Source organism: Frigidibacter sp. RF13 (assembly GCF_026626305.1).
Classification (GTDB): domain Bacteria; phylum Pseudomonadota; class Alphaproteobacteria; order Rhodobacterales; family Rhodobacteraceae; genus TMP-24.
On the sequence record NZ_JAPNUE010000001.1, the window covers coordinates 480698 to 499285 of the forward strand.

Sequence of the window (18588 nt, forward strand, 5' to 3'; positions counted from 1 at the left end):
CTGTTTTCACCCCACCACCCCCGCCGTCTCGACGACCGCATGGAAGAGCACATCCGCCCCCTTGGCCGCCCAGTCCTGAGAAATCTCCTCGGCCTCGTTGTGGGATAGCCCGTCCACGCAGGGGCACATGATCATCACGGTGGGTGCCACGCGGTTGATCCAGCAGGCGTCGTGACCGGCGCCCGAGATGATGTCCATGTGACTGAACCCCAGCCGTTCAGCATTTTCCCGCACGCGCTTCACGAGTGTGGGGTCGAAGGTCACCGGGTCGAAATGCCCGACCGGCTCGATTGAACAGCCAAGGCCCAGTTCCTTCGCCACCGCATGGGCCGCGCGCTCCACCTCGGCCCGCATCGCGTCGAGCTTCGCCTGATCGGGCGAGCGGATGTCGACGGTGAAGATTACCTTGCCGGGAATGACGTTGCGCGAATTCGGGAAGACCGTGACCTGCCCCACGGCACCGACTGCGTTCGGCTGGTGGGCCATCGCGATCTGGTGCACCCGCTCGGTGATCCGCGCCATGCCAAGGCCTGCGTTCACCCGCATGTTCATCGGCGTCGATCCGGTATGGGCATCCTTGCCGGTCAGCGTGATCTCCAGCCACCACAGGCCCTGGCCATGGGTGACGACGCCGATCTCTTTCCCTTCGGCCTCCAAGATCGGGCCCTGTTCGATGTGATATTCAAACATCGCATGCATCTTGCGGGCGCCGACCTTCTCATCGCCGACCCAGCCGATGCGCTTCAGCTCCTCGCCGAAGACCTTGCCCTCAAGATCGATGCGGCCCTTGGCATATTCTTCCGTATGGATGCCTGCGAAAACGCCCGAGGCAAGCATCGCAGGCGCGAACCGCGCGCCCTCCTCGTTCGTCCAGTTGGTCACCACGACCGGATGCTTCGTCTTGATCCCGAGGTCGTTCATTGAGCGCACGACCTCGAGCCCCGCCAGAACGCCCAGTACCCCGTCGTACTTCCCGCCCGTTGGTTGGGTATCGAGGTGCGAGCCGATATAGACCGGCAGCGCATTGGGGTCAGTGCCGGGGCGCGTCGCGAACATGTTGCCCATCGTGTCGACGCCCATCGAACAGCCCGCCGCCTCGCACCAGCGCTGGAACAGGTGGCGCCCCTCGCTGTCGGCGTCCGTCAGTGTCTGGCGGTTGTTGCCGCCGGCGACGCCCGGGCCGATCTTGGCCATTTCCATCAGGCTGTCCCAGAGGCGCGCGGAATTGATGCGGACATTCGGTCCGATAGCGGTCATGTCTTTTCTCCCCGTCGTCCGGCGTGGGGTCTTCATGCCCCTTGCGGCGACTCGCTTCCTGACCGTATGGTCAGCTTTGAGACGACCACAACCTGACCAAGCGGTCAACTAATTTCTTGACGCCCCGGAAAGGACCCCGAGCAGGCCGATGAGCGAACCCGAACGCCTGTCAAAGCGCAATGCGATCCGGCTGGAGAATGAGCAGCGGATCCTGTCGGCGGCCGAAAAGGTCTTTGCCGAGGCGGGCTTCGGCGGCGCAACGATGCAGCTCATTGCCGACATGGCGGGCCTGCCGAAGGCGAACCTGCACTATTACTTCCCTACCAAGGAAGACCTCTACCGCGAGGTCGTGCGCAACATCTTCAACATCTGGCTGCATGCGGCGGATTCGTTCGATAACGCCCCCGGCCCGATCGAGGGGATCGGCGCCTATATCGACGCCAAGATGGAGATTTCGCGCCGCCACCCGGACGGATCGAAGGTCTGGGCGTCGGAGGTCATGCACGGCGCGCCGGTCATCCAGGACTATCTGGAAACGACGCTGCGCGAATGGACAGCTGACCGCGCCGCGCTCATCCAGCGCTGGATTGACGAGGGCAAAATGGCGCCGATCGACCCGCGCCATCTTCTCTACATGCTCTGGGCTACGACCCAGCATTACGCCGACTTCGGCCACCAGATCGAGACACTGAACGGGGGCAGGCCTTTCAGCGACAAGCAGTGGAAGGCAGCGAAGGACAGTGTGAAGGCGATTATTCTGCGGGGGATCGGGGCGGTTTGACCGCTCTATTTCAATTCAACTTCGACGAAGCTCATCGGCATGTCGCCATCGTTGACGACATTATGTTCCACCCCTTCGCTGCGGCGATAGGCGGTCCCCGCCGGAACCGTGACGCGCCTTGTCCCGCCGCCCGGCTCCTCCAGAGCCATGTGGCAATCGGTGATCGCGGTGATGACATAGTCGAACCCGTGCCGGTGCCAGCCGGTTTCGGCCCCTGGCACGAAGTCGAAGCGGGTGACTCGGACGCGCGCGTCGTCAATCATCTGGGTCGCGGTGCAGGTGGGGCGTGTGGTCATGCAAAAGCCTCCATGATCTGGGAAACCGACCGGCGTTCTGCCGGATAGTGAGACGGGGCAAGTATCATGTTTACGATACGGACCGGCATGCCGCCCGTGCCGTGCGCATAGGCGCCGTCGCTTTGATAGACAAAGCCGTTTCGTTCGTAGAAGCGGCGGGCATTCAGCGTCGCTTGCAGGATCACCGGTCTTGAAGTTTCGGCGCAGGCGAGCGCGATCCCGAAGCGGACAAGGCGCGCGCCGAGCCCCTGCCCCGCAACCTCTGGCGTGATGAAAAGCCGCGTGAGTTCGCCAGGGACGGACGAAACGAAACCGACCGCCCTGCCCGCCTTTTCGGCGATGATCGTCCGCCCGGTGGCGATATCGGGTTCATAATAGGCGGGCGTGCGGTCGCGCGTCCAGGCGGCGATCTGCTCGGCATCGTAGTGGCTGCCGGTCAGGCCTTCGACCGAAGCGCGCGCGACCTCGAGCATCAGCGCTCCGTCCCCCGGCCGCGCCGGTCTGAGATGGATATCCATGGCGACCTCGGCCAAAAGCAAAGGCCGGGGTCTCCCCCGGCCTTACCGTCATTCCAGCGTGTCGAGCACTTCCTTCAGCGTGCCTATCAGCCGGTCGATCTCGGCCTTCGAGATGATCAGGGGCGGCGACATGGCGATGATGTCGCCGGTCGTGCGGATCAGGATGCCCTTTTCGTAGGCCTTCAGGAAGGCCGAGAAGGCGCGTTTGGTCGGTTGGCCCGCGATCGGCTCCAGTTCCACCGCGCCGATCAGGCCCATGTTGCGGATGTCGATGACGTTCCGCGTGCCCTTCAGCGAATGCAGCGCCTGTTCCCAGTAGGGCGCGAGATCGTTCGCGCGCTCGAAGAGGCCTTCTTCCTTGTAGGTCTCAAGCGTCGCCACACCTGCGGCCGCCGCGATCGGGTTGCCCGAGTAGGTATAGCCATGGAAGAGCTCGATCATGTGATCGGGGCCGGTCATGAACGCGTCATGCACCTCGCCCGTGGTGATCACCGCGCCCATCGGGATGACGCCGTTCGTCAGGCCCTTGGCGGTGGTCATCATGTCGGGCAGCACGTCGAAATGCTGCGCGGCAAAGGCTGAGCCCAGACGGCCGAAACCGGTGATGACCTCGTCGAAGATCAGCAGGATGCCGTGCTTCTTGGTGATCGCCCGCAGCTTTTCCAGATAGCCTTTCGGCGGCAGAAGAACGCCCGTCGATCCCGCCATCGGCTCAACGATCACGGCGGCGATGGTCTCGGCCCCATGCAGCGCCACGATCCGTTCCAGATCGTCGGCAAGGTTCGCGCCATGTTCCGGCTGGCCCTTGGCGAAGGCATTCTGCGGGATATGCGTATGCGGCAGGTGATCGACGCCCGCCAGCAGCGTGCCAAAGAACTTGCGGTTGTTGACGATGCCGCCAACCGAGATGCCGCCGAAGTTCACGCCATGATAGCCGCGCTCGCGGCCGATGAGGCGCGTGCGGGTCCCCTCGCCGCGCGCGCGGTGATAGGCAATGGCAATTTTCAGTGCAGTTTCAACGGATTCCGAGCCGGAGTTCGTGTAGAACACATGCTCCATACCCTTCGGCGCGATATCAATGATCCGGTTCGCCAGCTCGAAGGCGATCGGATGACCCATCTGGAAGGCGGGCGCATAATCAAGCTCGGCTGCCTGCTTCTGGATCGCCTCGGTGATCTTCGGACGGCAATGACCGGCGTTGCAGCACCAAAGGCCCGCCGTGCCGTCCAGCACCTGGCGGCCGTCGGAGGTGGTGTAATGCATGTCCTTGGCGGCCACGAACATGCGGGGGCTCTGCTTGAACTGGCGGTTCGAGGTAAACGGCATCCAGAAGGCGTTCAGGTCATTCGGTGCGGGCTTGCGGTCAAGCGCCATGTCTCTCTCCCATGAACGGGCGGTTCGGCCCGGTGAGCGCCCCCTATGCGGCGCCGCGAATCTCGCGGCAGGCGCCTGGCCGGACGATGGCTTCACTTTAGCAGAGCAGCGCGAAGCAATAAAGAGAAACGAAACAAATCAGGCAAAATTGCTAAATAAATTTTTCACCCGCTAAGAGAGACAGACTGGACGGTCTGCGCTTGCGGGCGGTGGGGCCGCGCGTCTATCCTGCCGGTCGGAGGACCGACGCGTGAGCGAACCCCAGACGAAGAAACGAGCGCCGACACGCATTCAGGCGCGCAACCGGCAGGCGATCCTCGATGCCGCGCTAGATGTCTTTTCGGCGCAGGGGTTCCGTGGTGCAACCGTAGACCAGATCGCCGAGGTCGCGGGCCTGTCGAAACCGAACCTTCTTTACTATTTTCCGTCGAAAGAAGCGGTTCACGCCGAACTTCTGGGCCAGCTTCTCGATACATGGCTCGATCCGCTGCGCGAGCTTGATGCCGCAGGCGACCCACAGGGCGAAATTCTCGATTACGTCCGCCGCAAGCTGGAACTCAGCCGCGATTATCCGCGTGAAAGCCGGCTTTTCGCCAATGAGATCCTGCAGGGCGCGCCCCGGATTGCGCAGGCGCTCGGCGGCGATCTGAAGACACTGGTCGACGAAAAGGCTGCGATCATCGCCCGCTGGCAGGCCGAAGGCCGGATCGCCGCCGTACCACCGCATCACCTGATTTTTTCGATCTGGGCGCTGACGCAGCATTATGCCGATTTCGACGCGCAGGTACGCGCGGTCCTGGGCGAAGGCCACGATCCCTATGCCGAGGCGCAGGATTTCCTCGAGACGCTCTTCGAACGGCTGCTGCGGGTCTGACCGTCATTCTCTAACCCTTTCTTAACGCGCCGGTGCGATCATCGGGCCTGGTGGGGGTTTCCTCGAAAGGGAAGCTCAGATGGTGGATATGCTCACTTCCGTGCAGCCCTTGGCAGGGTTGCCGATGCATGTGCGGCCCGCGCGGCCGCAAACGACCGAGGCGATCAAGCCGTCGGATGGATCTGGAACAGCACGAAACGACGCCGATCAGCGCAGCCCGCGCGAGCGGACGCGCGACTGGCTGGAGGGGCTGCCGCGGGTGATCGGACCGGAACCACCGACCGGTCCGCCGCCGGCCTTCGAGGCCAATGTGCTGGAGGCCGAGGCGCGCGAACGCAAGAACCTCGCCCGCGCGGCCGAAAAGGCGGCGGAACGGGCGGCGAACCAACAACGCGTCGCTGACGACCGGTCTGTCGAAGCCACGGCGAAGGCGGATCGGGAGAAGGCGAAAGCCGCTGCGGCAGAAACGACTTCGCCCCCGCCAAACGACTGGCGGGCGACGGATGAACCCGCGCCCGCCAGGGTCGACAAGCAGGTCTAGGCCTTACTCGGCGGCCTTCGCCGCCGGGTTGTTCGGGTGCGTCGTCCAGTTCGCATAGGTGCCGACCTTGCGGCCGGTGCGCTTGTCCAGTTCGCCCTGATCGAGCGTCCGCATGGTGATGCAGCTTTCAACCGGGCAGACATCGATGCAGAGGTTGCAGGCGACGCATTCTTCTTCCTTGACGGTAAAGGTCCGGTCGGCCGACATGTCGATCGCCTGATGCGACGTGTCCTCGCAGGCCGCATAACAGCGCCCGCATTTGATGCAGGCATCCTGATCGATGACTGCCTTCGTCACATAGTTCAGGTTGAGGTACTGCCAGTCGGTGACGTTCGGCACGGCGCGACCCACCAGATCGGCAGTTGATGTCATGCACTTTTCGTCCATGTATTGAGAAAGGCCCGAAATCATCTCCTGCACGACCTTGAACCCATAGGTCATGGCGGCCGTGCAGACCTGCACATTGCCCGCGCCGAGCGCCATGAACTCCGCCGCGTCGCGCCAGGTGGTGACACCGCCGATGCCGGAGATCGGCAGCCCGCGTGTCGCCTCCGACCGTGCAATCTCGGCCACCATGTTCAGCGCGATCGGCTTCACCGCCGGGCCGCAATAGCCGCCGTGCGTGCCCTTGCCGTCGATGGTGGGCTCCGGTGCGAAACTGTCGAGGTCGACCGAGGTGATCGAATTGATCGTGTTGATGAGGGAAACCGCATCTGCACCGCCACGCTTGGCTGCCTCCGCCGGACGGCGGACGTCGGTGATGTTGGGCGTCAGCTTCACGATGCAGGGCATGCGGCTATATTGCTTCACCCAGCGCGTGACCATCTCGATATATTCCGGCACCTGCCCCACGGCCGATCCCATGCCGCGTTCGGCCATGCCATGCGGGCAGCCAAAGTTCAGCTCGACCCCGTCGGCCTCGGTACCCTCGATGCGCTTGAGGATATCCTTCCAGCTCTCCTCGTCGCAGGGCACCATCAGCGAAATGATCAGCGCGCGGTCACGCCACTTGCGCTTGACCTCCTTGATCTCCTGCAGGTTCACCTCAAGCGGGCGGTCGGTGATCAGCTCGATGTTGTTGAGGCCCAGAAGCCGCCGGTCCGCCCCCCAGATTGCGCCATAGCGCGGGCCGTTGACGTTGACGACCGGAGGGCCTTCCGCCCCGAGCGTCTTCCAGACGACGCCGCCCCAGCCCGCCTCGAAGGCGCGCTCGACATTGTATTTCTTGTCCGTCGGCGGCGCCGAAGCGAGCCAGAAGGGGTTCGGGCTCTTGATGCCGATGAAGTTCGACTGAAGATTTGCCATTTTTTCCTCCCTCAGCCCATCAGGCTCGCATGGATGTCTTCGGCGGCATCGCGGCCTTCGGCCACCGCCGTAACCGTCAGATCCTCGCCGCCCGCAGCGCAGTCGCCCGCCGCCCAGACCCCCGGAACCGACGTGCGCCCTGCCCCGGTCACCGCGATCTTGGCACCATCGAGCTTCAGCCCCTCGGGCTGGCCGGAAAGCGTCTGGCCGATCGCCTTCATCACCTGGTCGGCCTTCAGCCGGAAGGTCTCGGACGAAAGCTTCAGCCCCTGAGGACCGTCTTCAGTATAGGCGAATTCGACCTCATGCGCAGCCCCGTTGCCGGTGACGCGAACCGGCGCGACATTGTGGAGGATACGAACACCGACGCCGGTCGCGTGATCCTGCTCGTCGGTCGAGGCCGACATTTTCTCGCGGCCCCGCCGGTAGGCGATGGTCACGTTCTCGGCGCCCAGCAGCTTCGACTGGACCGCCGCGTCAACCGCCGTCATGCCGCCGCCGATCACCACGACATCGCGGCCGATCTTCAGCTTCGCCTTGTCAGGCTCCTGGCGCAGTTCGGCGATGAAATCCACCGCGTTGACCACATTCGCCAGGCTCTCGCCCTCGGCGCGGAGCGCATTGACGCCAGCGAGACCGATGGCCAGCACGACCGCATCGAACTGCTTTTTCAGCCCGTCCAGCGTCAGGCCGTTCCCAAGTGACTTGCCATTCTCGATACGGATGCCGCCGATCTTCAAGAGCCAGCCCACTTCGGCGGCAGCAAAGCCGCCCGGCGCCTTGTAGCTCGCGATCCCATATTCATTTAGTCCGCCCGCCTTGGGGCGCGCATCATAGATGGTGACATCATGGCCCTTCATCGCCAGCCGGTGCGCTGCGGAAAGACCGGCAGGTCCCGCCCCGACGACGGCGACCGTCTTGCCGGTGGCCTTGTCGCGCGTGAACGGATGGGTGCCCTTCTCCATCAGACTGTCGGTCGCAAAGCGCTGAAGCCGTCCGATCTCGACCGGTTTGCCTTCGGCGGTCTCGCGCACGCAGGCTTCTTCGCAAAGTTGTTCAGTCGGGCAGACGCGGGCACACATGCCGCCGAGAATGTTCTGGCTGAAGATCGTCTTCGCAGCCGCTTCGGGTGTGCCGGTCGCGATCTGGCGGATGAAGAGCGGGATGTCGATCGATGTCGGGCAGGCCGTCATGCAGGGCGCATCATGGCAGAAATAGCAGCGGTCGGCCGCCACCCGCGCCTCGTGCGGCTCCAGCCGCGGCGCGATATCGCTGAAGTTGCGGGTGTAGTCGTCGGCGGAAAGCCTGCCGGACGCCACCCCGGGCGTGAACTGGCTGTTGGACACGGATGCCTCCCTGGCTTGTTCTTTCGGAAATCATGGCATGAGTCGATTTTTTTATCAAATGGTAAATTTTTGAAATACCGCTTCATCGTCCTCGTTACTCGTCACCGGCCCCGACGGGCGAGGAGTGCCCGGAGGGCTTCGACAAGCCCCGGGCCCAGGCCACCACATCGACGCTTTTCACTCCGCAACCTTGCAGCTATACAGGCCCAAGCATGAAAGGCCCGCACGCGAAGAATGACGGGCGCAAACAGGATCCTCAGAGGACTTCATGACCAAGACCCCCCACGAGAGCGACGTTGCCTTCATCGAGGCGCTGGCCGCGCTTCTGAACAAGAACGATCTCGCTGAACTGAGCGTCAAACGCGAATATGGCGAGAATGACAGTTTGAACGTCCGCGTTTCGAAATATGCAGCCCCTGCTGCGGTCGCGCCAATGCCGGTGATGCAAGCGGCCCCGGCCGCCGCCCCTGCCCCGCATATCCCCGGCGCGCCCGCGCCTGCCGCCGCATCCGGTGGCGGCGATCCGGCGTCGCACCCAGGCGCAGTCACTTCGCCCATGGTCGGCACCGTCTATCTGGCGGCCGAACCGGGTGCGGCGCCCTTCATCGCGGTCGGCGATCAGGTGAAGGAAGGCCAGACCGTCCTCATCGTCGAGGCGATGAAGACGATGAACCATATCCCCGCCCCGCGCGCGGGCACCGTCAAGCGCATCCTCGTCGAGGATGGCACGCCGGTCGAATTCGGTGCGCCGCTTCTCATCATCGAGTGAGGGCGAGATGTTTGAAAAAATCCTGATCGCGAACCGGGGCGAGATCGCGCTCCGGGTGATCCGCGCCTGCAAGGAAATGGGCATCCGCTCGGTCGCCGTCCATTCGACCGCCGACAGCGATGCGATGCATGTGCGGATGGCGGACGAAAGCGTCTGCATCGGCCCCGCGCCCTCCTCGCAATCCTATCTGTCGATTCCGGCCATCGTCTCGGCCTGCGAGATCACCGGGGCCGAGGCGATCCATCCGGGCTACGGCTTCCTCAGCGAAAATGCCGCCTTCGTGCAGGTGCTCGAGGACCACGGCATCACCTTCATCGGCCCCTCGGCGGAACATATCCGCATCATGGGCGACAAGATCACGGCGAAGGACACGGCCAAACGGCTCGGCATTCCGGTGGTGCCGGGGTCGGACGGCGGGGTCGCCGATCTGGCCGACGCCAAGAAGGTCGCGGCCGACATCGGCTATCCGGTGATCATCAAGGCCACCGCAGGCGGCGGCGGGCGCGGCATGAAGGTGGCGCGCGACCAAGGCGAGCTGGAAGTGGCCTTCCGCACTGCGCGGTCCGAGGCCAAGGCAGCCTTCGGCAATGACGAGGTCTATATCGAGAAGTACCTGCAGCGCCCGCGCCATATCGAGATCCAGGTCTTCGGCGACGGCAAGGGGAAAGCGGTTCACCTGGGCGAGCGCGACTGTTCGCTTCAGCGCCGCCACCAGAAAGTGTTCGAGGAAGCGCCCGGCCCGGTGATCGATGCCGCGACGCGGGCGAAGATCGGCAAGGTCTGCGCCGATGCGGTTGCGCAGATCAACTATATCGGCGCGGGCACGATCGAGTTCCTATATGAGGATGGCGAGTTCTATTTCATCGAGATGAACACCCGCCTGCAAGTCGAACATCCGGTGACCGAAGCGATCTTCGGTGTCGATCTGGTGCGCGAACAGATCCGGGTCGCAGCCGGCCTGCCGATGGAATTTCGGCAGGAAGATCTGACGGTCAACGGCCATGCGATCGAAGTGCGGATCAATGCCGAGAAGGTACCGGATTTCGCCCCGCGCCCCGGCCGCGTCACCCAGTTCCACGCGCCGGGTGGCCTTGGTGTGCGGATGGATTCGGCGCTTTACGACGGCTATGTGATTCCGTCCCATTACGACAGCCTGATCGGCAAGCTGATCGTCCATGGCCGCGACCGGCCAGAGGCGCTGGCGCGGCTGAAGCGGGCCTTGTCGGAACTGATCGTCGATGGTCAGGGGGTGGAAACGACCGTCCCGCTCTTCCATGCGCTGCTCGCCGACGAGGATATCCATCGGGGCGATTATTCGATCCACTGGCTGGAGAAATGGCTCGCCCGGACCTACGGCTGACCGGCCCTTGCCCGGCCTTGTCGAGGGGAGGCTCTGCCTCCCCGCACCCCTCCGGAGTATTTCCGGACAGAACGTGAGGGTAACCTGGCGCTGACGGCCGACATCATGCTTCAGGGCTACCGGCGCGGTATCTTTCCGATGGCCGAAAGCCGGGAAAGCCCGCAACTGCATTGGGTCGAGCCGCGCCTGAGGGGTATTCTGCCGCTGGACGGGTTTCATCTGTCGCGGTCCCTCCGGCGGCGAATATTGAGGGGCGGTTACGAGATCGCCATCGATCGGGACTTCATGGGCACAGTCAGAGCCTGCGCCGACCGGCCGGAGACCTGGATCAACGATACGCTGCTGCTGCTTTACGGCGCGCTCTTCAGTGCGGGCCATGCCCATTCGCTTGAGGTCTGGCGCGACGGGCGGCTGATCGGTGGCGTTTTCGGCGTGACCTTCGGCCAGGTCTTCTGCGGCGAGACGATGTTCTCGCGGGAGACCGACGCCTCGAAGATCGCGCTCGCCTATCTGGTGGACCGGCTGCGCCGCACTGGTTTCCTGCTCTTCGACACCCAGTTCCTGACACCGCATCTCGCCTCGCTCGGTGCGGTCGAAATCTCGCAGTCACACTATCTGCAGCGCCTGGCGGTCGCACGCGAGATGGTGGCAGACTTCGGTGCGGCGGATGCGCCTCAGCCGCCCGAACTGGTCTCGGCACTCTCCTCGGCGGGCGCGGGCGCGTCTGGCAGGATGCAAGACAGAACCCAGACATCATAGCGCGGATGGTCGAGCGCCGAGAGCGCCGGGCTCGACGCCACCATCCAGCCGCCGAACAGTGCCGTGCCGCCCGCGTCGATCACGTCGAGATTGGCAAAAGCATCGGCGGCGGGATTGTCCTTCGGGTAGCGGCATTCTGTCAGGGTCACGGTGAGCGGCGCATTGGTGGCGGCGCCGACCGTGCCGCTTTCACCGTCCTTCAGCGTCAGATCGACGGTCTGGCCCGAGACCTTGTCGAGCGCGCGCAGGAGCGCGCCGGGCGCATCCGTCGTCTCGGCAGCATTGACCTGACCCGCGCCCTGATCCTGCGCCATGGCGAGCGCCGGGGCGAATACCGCCAAAGTGAGAAGCGCCGCTCTCATTCGCTGCTGCTGCCCGACCCGCTGTCGGACGCCTTGCCCACGAACTTCATTAGCAACTGGATCAGCCCGACCGCGCCCTGCGTATCGAGAATCTCACCGCCCGGTTCGACCGCGACCGGGCTGCCGCCCGGCTGAATTTCCAGGAAATTTCCGCCCAGAAGCCCTTCGGAGGAGATCAGCGCTGTGCTGTCATCGGGAATGACTATCCCGTCCTTCATACTGAAGGTGGCGTCCGCATAATAGGTATCGGGGTTCAGATCGAGCCGCGTGACAGTACCCACTTTCACGCCCGCAAGACGCACATCGGTGCCGACCGAGACACCGTCCGCGCTACGGAAGCTCGCATGCAGCTCGTAGGCGTCTTTCTTTGCGGTCGCACTCTCGCCCAGCCCGGCATAGAGCGCAAATCCGATGGCCACAGCGACGACACCCGCGCCGGTCAGGACCTCGCTGATGTTCTCGGCCATCTCAGGCCTCGGGCGACCAGGCTTCGTAGTCCCGGCGATCGGCCGGGCGCGCCTGGCGAAGCGAACCTGCGGGCGCATAGGCCAAGGGCGTGCCGGTCAGGTTTTCCTGATGCGGTTTTTCCCAGGGCTTGTGCTTCAGGGCCTTTTCTGTCGGCGGCTCATCCCAGGTGAAATGCAGCCAGCCGTGCCAGTCGGGCGACACGCGGCTTGCCTCGCATTCGCCATTGTAGATCACCCAGCGGCGCTTGCCGTCCTTGGTCTGGTAGAAGGCATTTCCCTGCGCATCCTCGCCGACCTTCTGGCCCTTGGCCCAGGTAAACAGCTGGGTGCCGAGGGTCTGGCTGTTCCACCAGGTGATGAGACGGAGCAGGAATTTCATCAAGGTCCTCCGAAGGCCGGTCAGCCTCTCTATACAGGGTGAAGCGGAAAGGTCCAGTGTCCCGCGCCCTCCCGAGTGCGCGCTCCCTATCTCTGCGGGCGTCAGTAGAGACCGCCCGACGACACCGTGCCGAAATCCGCCTTCTTGGGGATGATCTTGCGCTCCCCGTCCGATGTGGTGACCGTCGTCGTGCCACCGCCCTCGTCGCCACCCACCTCGCCGATCGCGTAAAGCGGAAGGTTCTGTCCCATGGCGAAGCCGCCATCCACAAGCGTGTCGAGGCCGAAGAGCGTCTCCTGCCCGTCGCGGAAATATTCCGCCTGGACGAAATCGCCCGAGGCATCGTCGCTGAGCCGTTCGCCGGTGAAACGGTTGATCTTGATGAAATGGCCACCCGGCGGCACCTTGAACGATCCGCCGCCGTATTTCTTGATCGCCTCTTCCATGAAAGCCTGGAAGACCGGAACGCAGAGCGTTCCGCCGAAAGCGCCGGCGCCGAGCGTGCGCGGCTGGTCATAGCCCATGTAGCAACCGGCGACGATGTTCGAGGAGAAGCCGATGAACCACACGTCCTTGGCATCATTCGTGGTACCTGTCTTGCCTGCGATCGGCACCGGCAGACGGACGCCCGACCCCGAGCCGCGCTGCACCACGCCCTGCATCATCGAGGTGAGCTGATAGGCGGTGACCGCGTCCATCACCCGCTCGCGCTGCGAGCTGATGCGCGGGCCAGCTCCTTCGGGCAGGGTCGCGGCGGCGCAATCCTCGCAGGTTCGCTGATCGTGGCGGTAAATTGTGCGGCCCCAGCGATCCTGCACGCGGTCAACGAGCGTCGGTTCCACCCGCTCACCGCCGTTGGCGAACATCGCGTAGGCCGCGACCATCTTGAAAAGCGTCGTCTCTTGTGCGCCGAGCGCATTGGCAAGGAATGGTTCCAGCCGGTCGTAGACCCCGAATTTCTCGGCGTAGGTCGCGACCAGTTCCATGGTGATTTCCTGGGCGATCCGCACGGTCATCAGGTTTCTGGACTGTTCGATTCCGGTCCGCATCGGCGTCGGTCCGTAGAATTTGTTCGAGGCGTTCTTCGGCCGCCAGAGGCCCTGTGGCGTGTTCACCTCGATTGGTGCGTCGACGATAATCGTGGCGGGCGAGAATCCGCTGTCGAGCGCTGCCGCATAGACGAAGGGCTTGAAGCTTGACCCGGGCTGGCGTTGCGCCTGCGTCGCCCGGTTGAAGACCGAGGACTGGTAGGAAAAGCCGCCCTGCATGGCAATCACGCGGCCGGTGTTCACGTCCATCGCCATGAAGCCGCCTTCGACCTCGGGCACCTGACGCAGCGACCAGCGCTTGGGCGTGCCGTCCTCGTTCGCCAGTTGGGTGACAAGCACCACATCGCCCACCGCTACAAGATCGGCCGGGGTCTTCGCCTTCTTGGCGAGCTTCCCGTCCTCCAACCGCTTGCGCGCCCAGGTGACATCCTCGGCCGGGATCCAATGGCCGTCGCCATCCTCCTCGACCCCCTCGATGCCTAGGCGCGCGCTTGTGTCGCCGACCTCAAGCACCACCGCAGGGTACCAGCCCGGAACGTCGCGCGGCACATCAACAACCTCGCCAAGCGCCTGACGCCAATCGGCTTCGTTCCCCAGCACCCCTGCGGGCAGTGTGAGTTTCGTGCCGCGCCAGATACCCTGGCCACGGTCATATTTCTCCAAAGCCTCCTGCAGGGCTGCCGCCGCCGCCGCCTGCATCACCGGCTCGACCGTCGCGCGGATCGTCAGGCCGCCACCAAAGAACTCTTCTTCGCCGAAGCTTTTCGACAGCTGTCGCCTGATTTCATCGGTGAAATAATCGCGTGGCGGCAAGCTGCCCTTGAACGAGGGATAGTCGCCGCCCTGCACCGTCTTCAGCGGCGCGTCCACCGCGGCATTGTAAGCTGCCTTGTCCAGATAGCCATTCTGGAACATTTCGCGCAGCACGAAATTCCGCCGTTCGATGGCCTTATCGCGGTTCTTCACCGGATGATAGGAATAGGGCGCCTTTGGCAGCGCCGCGAGATAGGCGGCTTCCTCGGGTCGAAGCTCCGATAGGGTCTTGTTGAAATAGGTCTGGGCAGCAGAGGCGACGCCAAAGGACTGGAAACCAAGGTCGATCTCGTTAAGGTAAAGCTCCAGTATCTTGTCCTTGGGCAAGGCATCGACAAGCCGCGTGGCGAGGATCAGTTCCTTGATCTTGCGTTCGACCGTACGGTCACCCGACAGAAGGAAATTCTTCGCCACCTGCTGGGGAATGGTCGAGGCCCCGCGCAGGTTCTTGCCGCCGGATTTCACTGCCTCATAAAGTGCGCCCGCCATGCCGCGCGCGTCGAACCCGCCGTGACTATAGAAATTCTTGTCCTCGGCCGAGATGAAGGCCTGTTTGACCAGATCAGGAATTTCCTCGATCGGGGCGAAAATCCGCCGTTCGGTCGCAAACTCATCCATGAGGCGCCCCTCGCCAGAATAGATCCGGCTGATGGTGCGCGGCGTATAGTTCGAGAGCGCCTCATGGTCGGGCAGGTCGTGGCTATAGACCCAGAAAACCGCGCCAAGGCCGATCGCCGCGATAGCAAGCGCCGTCACGGCCCAGCTGAAGAGGGCCCCGAGAACCGACAGAATGAAACGAACCACGAGCGCTCTCCTTACCGGCGGAGCTATAAACCCTACGCGGGGCGGGGTCAAAACAAGTTCGGGTGGCTGACGGTTCCGCGCGCCCCGCCGCCCGTCACTGCCGGATCAGCGCCGCCTCGGCCGCGTCCGCCACCGCCCAGTCTGCAAGAGCGGCGGCAATGGCCTCCTGCATCGCCGTCCGCCAGGCCGGATCGGCCATTCGCTCGCGGTCCTTTTCGGAGGAAAGGAAGCCCAGCTCCAGAAGAAGCGAGGGAATGTCGGCCGATTTCAGGACCGAGAAATCGGCACCTTGAATCGGGTGGCGGTGCATCTTCAACCCGGCGGCCTTGAGGGCGGCGGCCAGGCTCTCGGCCAGGCGATCGGCGCGCGGCCGTGTTTCTTGCCGGGCAAGATCCATCAGCACGCCTGCCACCTCGTCATCCTGACCACTGAGATCAAGGCCCGCGAGAATGTCGGCCCGATCGTGACGCTCTGCAAGACGTACTGCGGCTTCTTCGGATGCTTCGGCATCGAGCTTGTAGATGGTGGCGCCGGTGGCCGTCCCCTCCTCAAGCGCATCGGCGTGCAACGAGAGGAAGATGTCCGCGCGCGCCGCCCTAGCGATGGAGATGCGCTTTTCCAGGGGCACGAACTGGTCCTCGGTCCGGGTCAACTCCACCTCCATACCCGCACGGCGCAGCCGTTCCGCCAGTTCAAGCCCGAAACCGAGGACAAGATGCGCCTCTCGTTCCTTGCCTGCCTCTGCACCGGGGTCGATACCGCCGTGACCGGGGTCGAGCGTAACGCGCAATGGCCGGTCGCCGCGCTGGCGGGTGATCGGCTCGGGCGCGGATTGCGCGGTGGGCGTTTCCGACCGGATGGTCCCGGCGCTGTCGGCAACCCTGCTCTCATAGTCCGCGGAGTTCGTCGGGCGGAAGATGAAGTGGATGCGCCCGGTTCCATCAGGACCGCGCACGGCCTCCGATTGTTCCAGCGCGAGCGGAACGTCGACAAGTGCGACCAGCCGCGACCACCCCGGCCGGAACCGGCCCCAGTGCAGTTCCTCGATCCGGTCTGAGCGGCCAAGCCCGGCAGGCGGATGGCCGTCGAAATTCACCTCCTGAAACTCGACGACGAGGCGAAGCGGGTTGTCGAGATATAGGACGCGGTAAGGCACGGGCTGGCTCAGCGCCAGCTCGATCCGCACCCCCTGGCCTTCGTCCTTCAGGACCGAACGGTCGAGGTCCAGTTCGGCGAGCGGGCTGAGCGTCTGGGCGGTCAGGCAGGTCGCGCCGAGGGCGAGGAAACATGCAAGCAGGACCGTGATCCGCGTCAGTGCCCGGTTCACAATCGCGACACAGGCCTTTGCCCCCCTTGCAGCCGACACGCCAACCTTCCTATCCTGCCCCGACTTCGCGCCTCCCTCTTCTCAGCGGGCGCGCTTGCGGTCAATGGTCCCGCGAAAGAACAATCGTGGCCTGGGGCCGCGACAAGACAGTGAACGAAAGGCATCTTGATGCGCAGTCTTATTCCCATCTCTCTGGCAGCTGGGCTTCTTGCCTCATCGGCGCTTGCCTTCGATCCGGCCAGCATGAACGACGCCGAGAAAGAGGCTTTCGGCGCGGCGGTGCGCGCCTACTTGCTGGAGCATCCGGAGGTCCTGTCTGAGGTCGTGGAGGCGCTGGAAGCAAAACGCGCCGCCGCGCAGGTCGAGGGCGACAAGGCGATCGTTGCCGCCAACGCCGCGGAGATCTTCGCCGATCCAGCCAGCTTCGTCGGCGGCAATCCCGAGGGCGGGCTAACTGTCGTCGAGTTCCTCGACTATCGTTGCGGCTATTGCCGCAAAGCCCATGCCGAGGTCGCAGAGCTTGTGCGATCGGATGGCGACATCCGCTATGTGGTCAAGGAGTTTCCGATCCTCGGCGAGGAATCGCTCCTCGCCTCTCGCTTCGCGATCGCCGCTCTGCAGGTGGTAGGCCCGGAGGCCTATGAAAAGGTCAATGCCGGCTTCTATGAGAGCTTCCGGGGCGATGTGACCGAGGAAACTCTGGCTGCGTTCGCGGTGTCGCTCGGCCTCGATCCGGCGCCGATCCTCGCCGGGATGAACGCGCCCGAGGTGACGGCGATCATTGAAGCCAACCATCTTCTGGCGCAACGCATGGATATTTCCGGCACGCCGACTTTCATCATCGGCGATCAGGTCCTGCGCGGTTTCGCGCCGCTCGACGCCATGCGCCAGATCGTCGAAGACGCGCGGAGCTGAAGGCGCCTCCTCGATGCACTTCGTGCACTCGTCGGGCACCGGCTCCAAGCGCGCTGTGCCTTTCGGCGCGTGACCCGCTCAGAACGCAGAACGGCCGGGATCATCCCGGCCGTTTCCTTGCATCTGACCTGTATGCTCAGGCTTCCATCACATCGTCGCCCTCTTCGGCGGTGGCGCCGAAATCCAGCCCGTGGCTTGCGCGGATCTTGTCCTCGATGGCGAAGGCAACATCCGGATTGTCCTTGAGGAATTGCTTGGCGTTCTCGCGGCCCTGGCCGATCCGTTCGTCGCCGTAGGAATACCAGGCGCCGGATTTTTCCACGACCCCGGCCTTCACGCCCAGATCGACCAGCTCGCCGGTCTTAGAAATCCCCTCGCCATACATGATGTCGAATTCGACCTGTTTGAAGGGTGGCGCCACCTTGTTCTTCACCACCTTCACGCGCGTCGTATTGCCGACCACCTCGTCGCGATCCTTGATCGCGCCTATGCGACGGATATCAAGCCGGACAGAGGCGTAGAACTTCAGCGCATTGCCGCCCGTCGTGGTTTCAGGATTGCCGAACATCACGCCGATCTTCATGCGTATTTGGTTGATGAAGATCACCATGCAGTTCGACCGGCTGATCGAGGCGGTCAACTTGCGCATCGCCTGGCTCATCAGGCGCGCCTGGGCGCCCACGGTCGCGTCGCCCATGTCACCCTCGATCTCGGCCTTGGGCGTCAGTGCCGCGACCGAATCGACAACCACAAGACTGACCGCGCCCGAGCGCACCAGCGTATCGACGATTTCCAGCGCCTGTTCGCCAGTATCGGGCTGCGAGATCAGAAGCTCGTCAAGGTTCACACCCAGTTTCTTGGCATAAAGCGGATCGAGCGCATGTTCGGCGTCGACGAAGGCGCAGACACCACCCTTCTTCTGCTCTTCGGCCACCACATGCAGCGTGAGCGTGGTCTTGCCCGACGATTCCGGCCCGTAGATCTCGACCACCCTTCCCTTCGGCAGGCCGCCGATGCCAAGCGCGATATCGAGGCCGAGCGAGCCGGTCGAGGTCGCCTCGATCTCCAACACCGGATTATTGGTCCCGAGCTTCATGATCGAGCCCTTGCCGAACTGCCGTTCGATCTGGGCCAGCGCACTGTCGAGCGCCTTCTGCTTGTCTGCCGTGCGCTTGTCGTTCATGTCGAAAAGGTTCGCTGCTGCCATTGTCCCGTTCCTTATTTCACACCCCGCCCATGGCGGCAATGTTGCCTGATGTTCGCCTCTTGTTCTCAACCTTATGAGATCAAAA

The 18588-nt window shown here is 63.8% G+C and carries 19 protein-coding genes; 7 read left to right on the plus strand and 12 right to left on the minus strand.

Annotated elements, in window-relative coordinates:
• Nucleotides 1-6: 6 nt before the first annotated feature.
• A complete protein-coding gene (locus tag OU426_RS02290) occupies nucleotides 7-1257 on the minus strand; it encodes a Zn-dependent hydrolase (protein ID WP_267632226.1) in 1251 nt (416 codons plus the stop codon).
• 148 nt (nucleotides 1258-1405) lie between these two features.
• Between OU426_RS02290 and OU426_RS02295 the strand changes: the two genes are divergently transcribed.
• Nucleotides 1406-2038 (plus strand): TetR/AcrR family transcriptional regulator, encoded by a 633-nt coding sequence (locus OU426_RS02295; RefSeq protein ID WP_267632227.1) that lies wholly within the window; start codon nucleotides 1406-1408, stop codon nucleotides 2036-2038.
• 5 nt (nucleotides 2039-2043) lie between these two features.
• On the opposite strand, the gene OU426_RS02300 is transcribed toward OU426_RS02295, so the two are convergent.
• From OU426_RS02300 to aptA, 3 genes are read right to left on the minus strand one after another with little or no spacing between them, the layout of a single operon-like run.
• Entirely contained in the window at nucleotides 2044-2334 is a 291-nt protein-coding gene (locus OU426_RS02300) for a cupin domain-containing protein (protein WP_267632228.1), read from the minus strand.
• Nucleotides 2331-2852 carry a GNAT family N-acetyltransferase gene (locus OU426_RS02305; RefSeq protein WP_267632229.1) on the minus strand — a complete coding sequence of 174 codons (522 nt, stop codon included), beginning with the start codon at nucleotides 2850-2852 and terminating at the stop codon, nucleotides 2331-2333. Before OU426_RS02305 ends, OU426_RS02300 begins: the two co-directional genes overlap by 4 nt.
• A 48-nt stretch (nucleotides 2853-2900) precedes the next feature.
• Nucleotides 2901-4226 (minus strand): omega-aminotransferase AptA, encoded by a 1326-nt coding sequence (gene aptA, locus OU426_RS02310; protein WP_267632230.1) that lies wholly within the window; start codon nucleotides 4224-4226, stop codon nucleotides 2901-2903.
• 250 nt (nucleotides 4227-4476) lie between these two features.
• Here aptA and OU426_RS02315 point away from each other — a divergent pair, with 250 nt between their 5' ends.
• Together OU426_RS02315 and OU426_RS02320 are read left to right on the plus strand one after the other, a co-directional pair.
• Nucleotides 4477-5100: a TetR family transcriptional regulator C-terminal domain-containing protein gene (locus OU426_RS02315; RefSeq protein ID WP_267632231.1), complete on the plus strand. Its 624-nt coding sequence runs from the start codon at nucleotides 4477-4479 to the stop codon at nucleotides 5098-5100.
• Between the two features lie 79 nt (nucleotides 5101-5179).
• Nucleotides 5180-5641: a hypothetical protein gene (locus OU426_RS02320; protein WP_267632232.1), complete on the plus strand. Its 462-nt coding sequence runs from the start codon at nucleotides 5180-5182 to the stop codon at nucleotides 5639-5641.
• 3 nt (nucleotides 5642-5644) lie between these two features.
• Here OU426_RS02320 and preA read toward each other — a convergent pair whose 3' ends face one another.
• The gene (gene preA / locus OU426_RS02325; protein ID WP_267632233.1) at nucleotides 5645-6946 is read right to left on the minus strand and encodes an NAD-dependent dihydropyrimidine dehydrogenase subunit PreA; all 1302 of its coding nucleotides are present in this window, start codon (nucleotides 6944-6946) and stop codon (nucleotides 5645-5647) included.
• 11 nt (nucleotides 6947-6957) lie between these two features.
• The gene (locus tag OU426_RS02330; RefSeq protein WP_267632234.1) at nucleotides 6958-8292 is read right to left on the minus strand and encodes an NAD(P)-dependent oxidoreductase; all 1335 of its coding nucleotides are present in this window, start codon (nucleotides 8290-8292) and stop codon (nucleotides 6958-6960) included.
• A 268-nt stretch (nucleotides 8293-8560) separates the two neighbouring features.
• Here OU426_RS02330 and accB point away from each other — a divergent pair, with 268 nt between their 5' ends.
• The 3 genes from accB to aat all read left to right on the plus strand — a co-directional run bounded on the left by accB (nucleotide 8561) and on the right by aat (nucleotide 11180).
• Nucleotides 8561-9061: an acetyl-CoA carboxylase biotin carboxyl carrier protein gene (gene accB, locus OU426_RS02335; protein WP_267632235.1), complete on the plus strand. Its 501-nt coding sequence runs from the start codon at nucleotides 8561-8563 to the stop codon at nucleotides 9059-9061.
• 7 nt (nucleotides 9062-9068) lie between these two features.
• Complete coding sequence (gene accC, locus OU426_RS02340) at nucleotides 9069-10421, plus strand: acetyl-CoA carboxylase biotin carboxylase subunit (RefSeq protein ID WP_267632236.1); 1353 nt, start codon at nucleotides 9069-9071, stop codon at nucleotides 10419-10421.
• An 84-nt stretch (nucleotides 10422-10505) separates the two neighbouring features.
• The gene (aat, locus tag OU426_RS02345; RefSeq protein ID WP_506737132.1) at nucleotides 10506-11180 is read left to right on the plus strand and encodes a leucyl/phenylalanyl-tRNA--protein transferase; all 675 of its coding nucleotides are present in this window, start codon (nucleotides 10506-10508) and stop codon (nucleotides 11178-11180) included.
• Here the strand turns inward: aat and OU426_RS02350 are convergent.
• The 5 genes from OU426_RS02350 to OU426_RS02370 form a co-directional block, all read right to left on the minus strand.
• The gene (locus tag OU426_RS02350) at nucleotides 11096-11542 is read right to left on the minus strand and encodes a DUF2155 domain-containing protein (protein WP_267632238.1); all 447 of its coding nucleotides are present in this window, start codon (nucleotides 11540-11542) and stop codon (nucleotides 11096-11098) included. The genes aat and OU426_RS02350 overlap by 85 nt on opposite strands.
• Nucleotides 11539-12009, minus strand: coding sequence for an outer membrane lipid asymmetry maintenance protein MlaD (gene mlaD, locus OU426_RS02355; RefSeq protein ID WP_267632239.1), 471 nt, complete (start codon nucleotides 12007-12009; stop codon nucleotides 11539-11541). The genes OU426_RS02350 and mlaD overlap by 4 nt, the downstream gene beginning before the upstream one ends.
• A 1-nt stretch (nucleotide 12010) precedes the next feature.
• Nucleotides 12011-12388 (minus strand): NADH:ubiquinone oxidoreductase subunit NDUFA12, encoded by a 378-nt coding sequence (locus tag OU426_RS02360; RefSeq protein WP_267632240.1) that lies wholly within the window; start codon nucleotides 12386-12388, stop codon nucleotides 12011-12013.
• A gap of 101 nt (nucleotides 12389-12489) precedes the next feature.
• Complete coding sequence (locus tag OU426_RS02365; protein ID WP_267632241.1) at nucleotides 12490-15054, minus strand: penicillin-binding protein 1A; 2565 nt, start codon at nucleotides 15052-15054, stop codon at nucleotides 12490-12492.
• A 94-nt stretch (nucleotides 15055-15148) separates the two neighbouring features.
• Entirely contained in the window at nucleotides 15149-16420 is a 1272-nt protein-coding gene (locus OU426_RS02370; RefSeq protein WP_267632242.1) for an N-acetylmuramoyl-L-alanine amidase, read from the minus strand.
• Between the two features lie 129 nt (nucleotides 16421-16549).
• Between OU426_RS02370 and OU426_RS02375 the strand changes: the two genes are divergently transcribed.
• Entirely contained in the window at nucleotides 16550-17296 is a 747-nt protein-coding gene (locus tag OU426_RS02375) for a DsbA family protein (protein WP_267632243.1), read from the plus strand.
• A 136-nt stretch (nucleotides 17297-17432) separates the two neighbouring features.
• Here OU426_RS02375 and recA read toward each other — a convergent pair whose 3' ends face one another.
• On the minus strand, nucleotides 17433-18503 hold the full coding sequence (gene recA, locus OU426_RS02380) for a recombinase RecA (protein ID WP_267632244.1): 1071 nt from the start codon (nucleotides 18501-18503) through the stop codon (nucleotides 17433-17435).
• Between the last annotated feature and the right edge of the window lie 85 nt (nucleotides 18504-18588).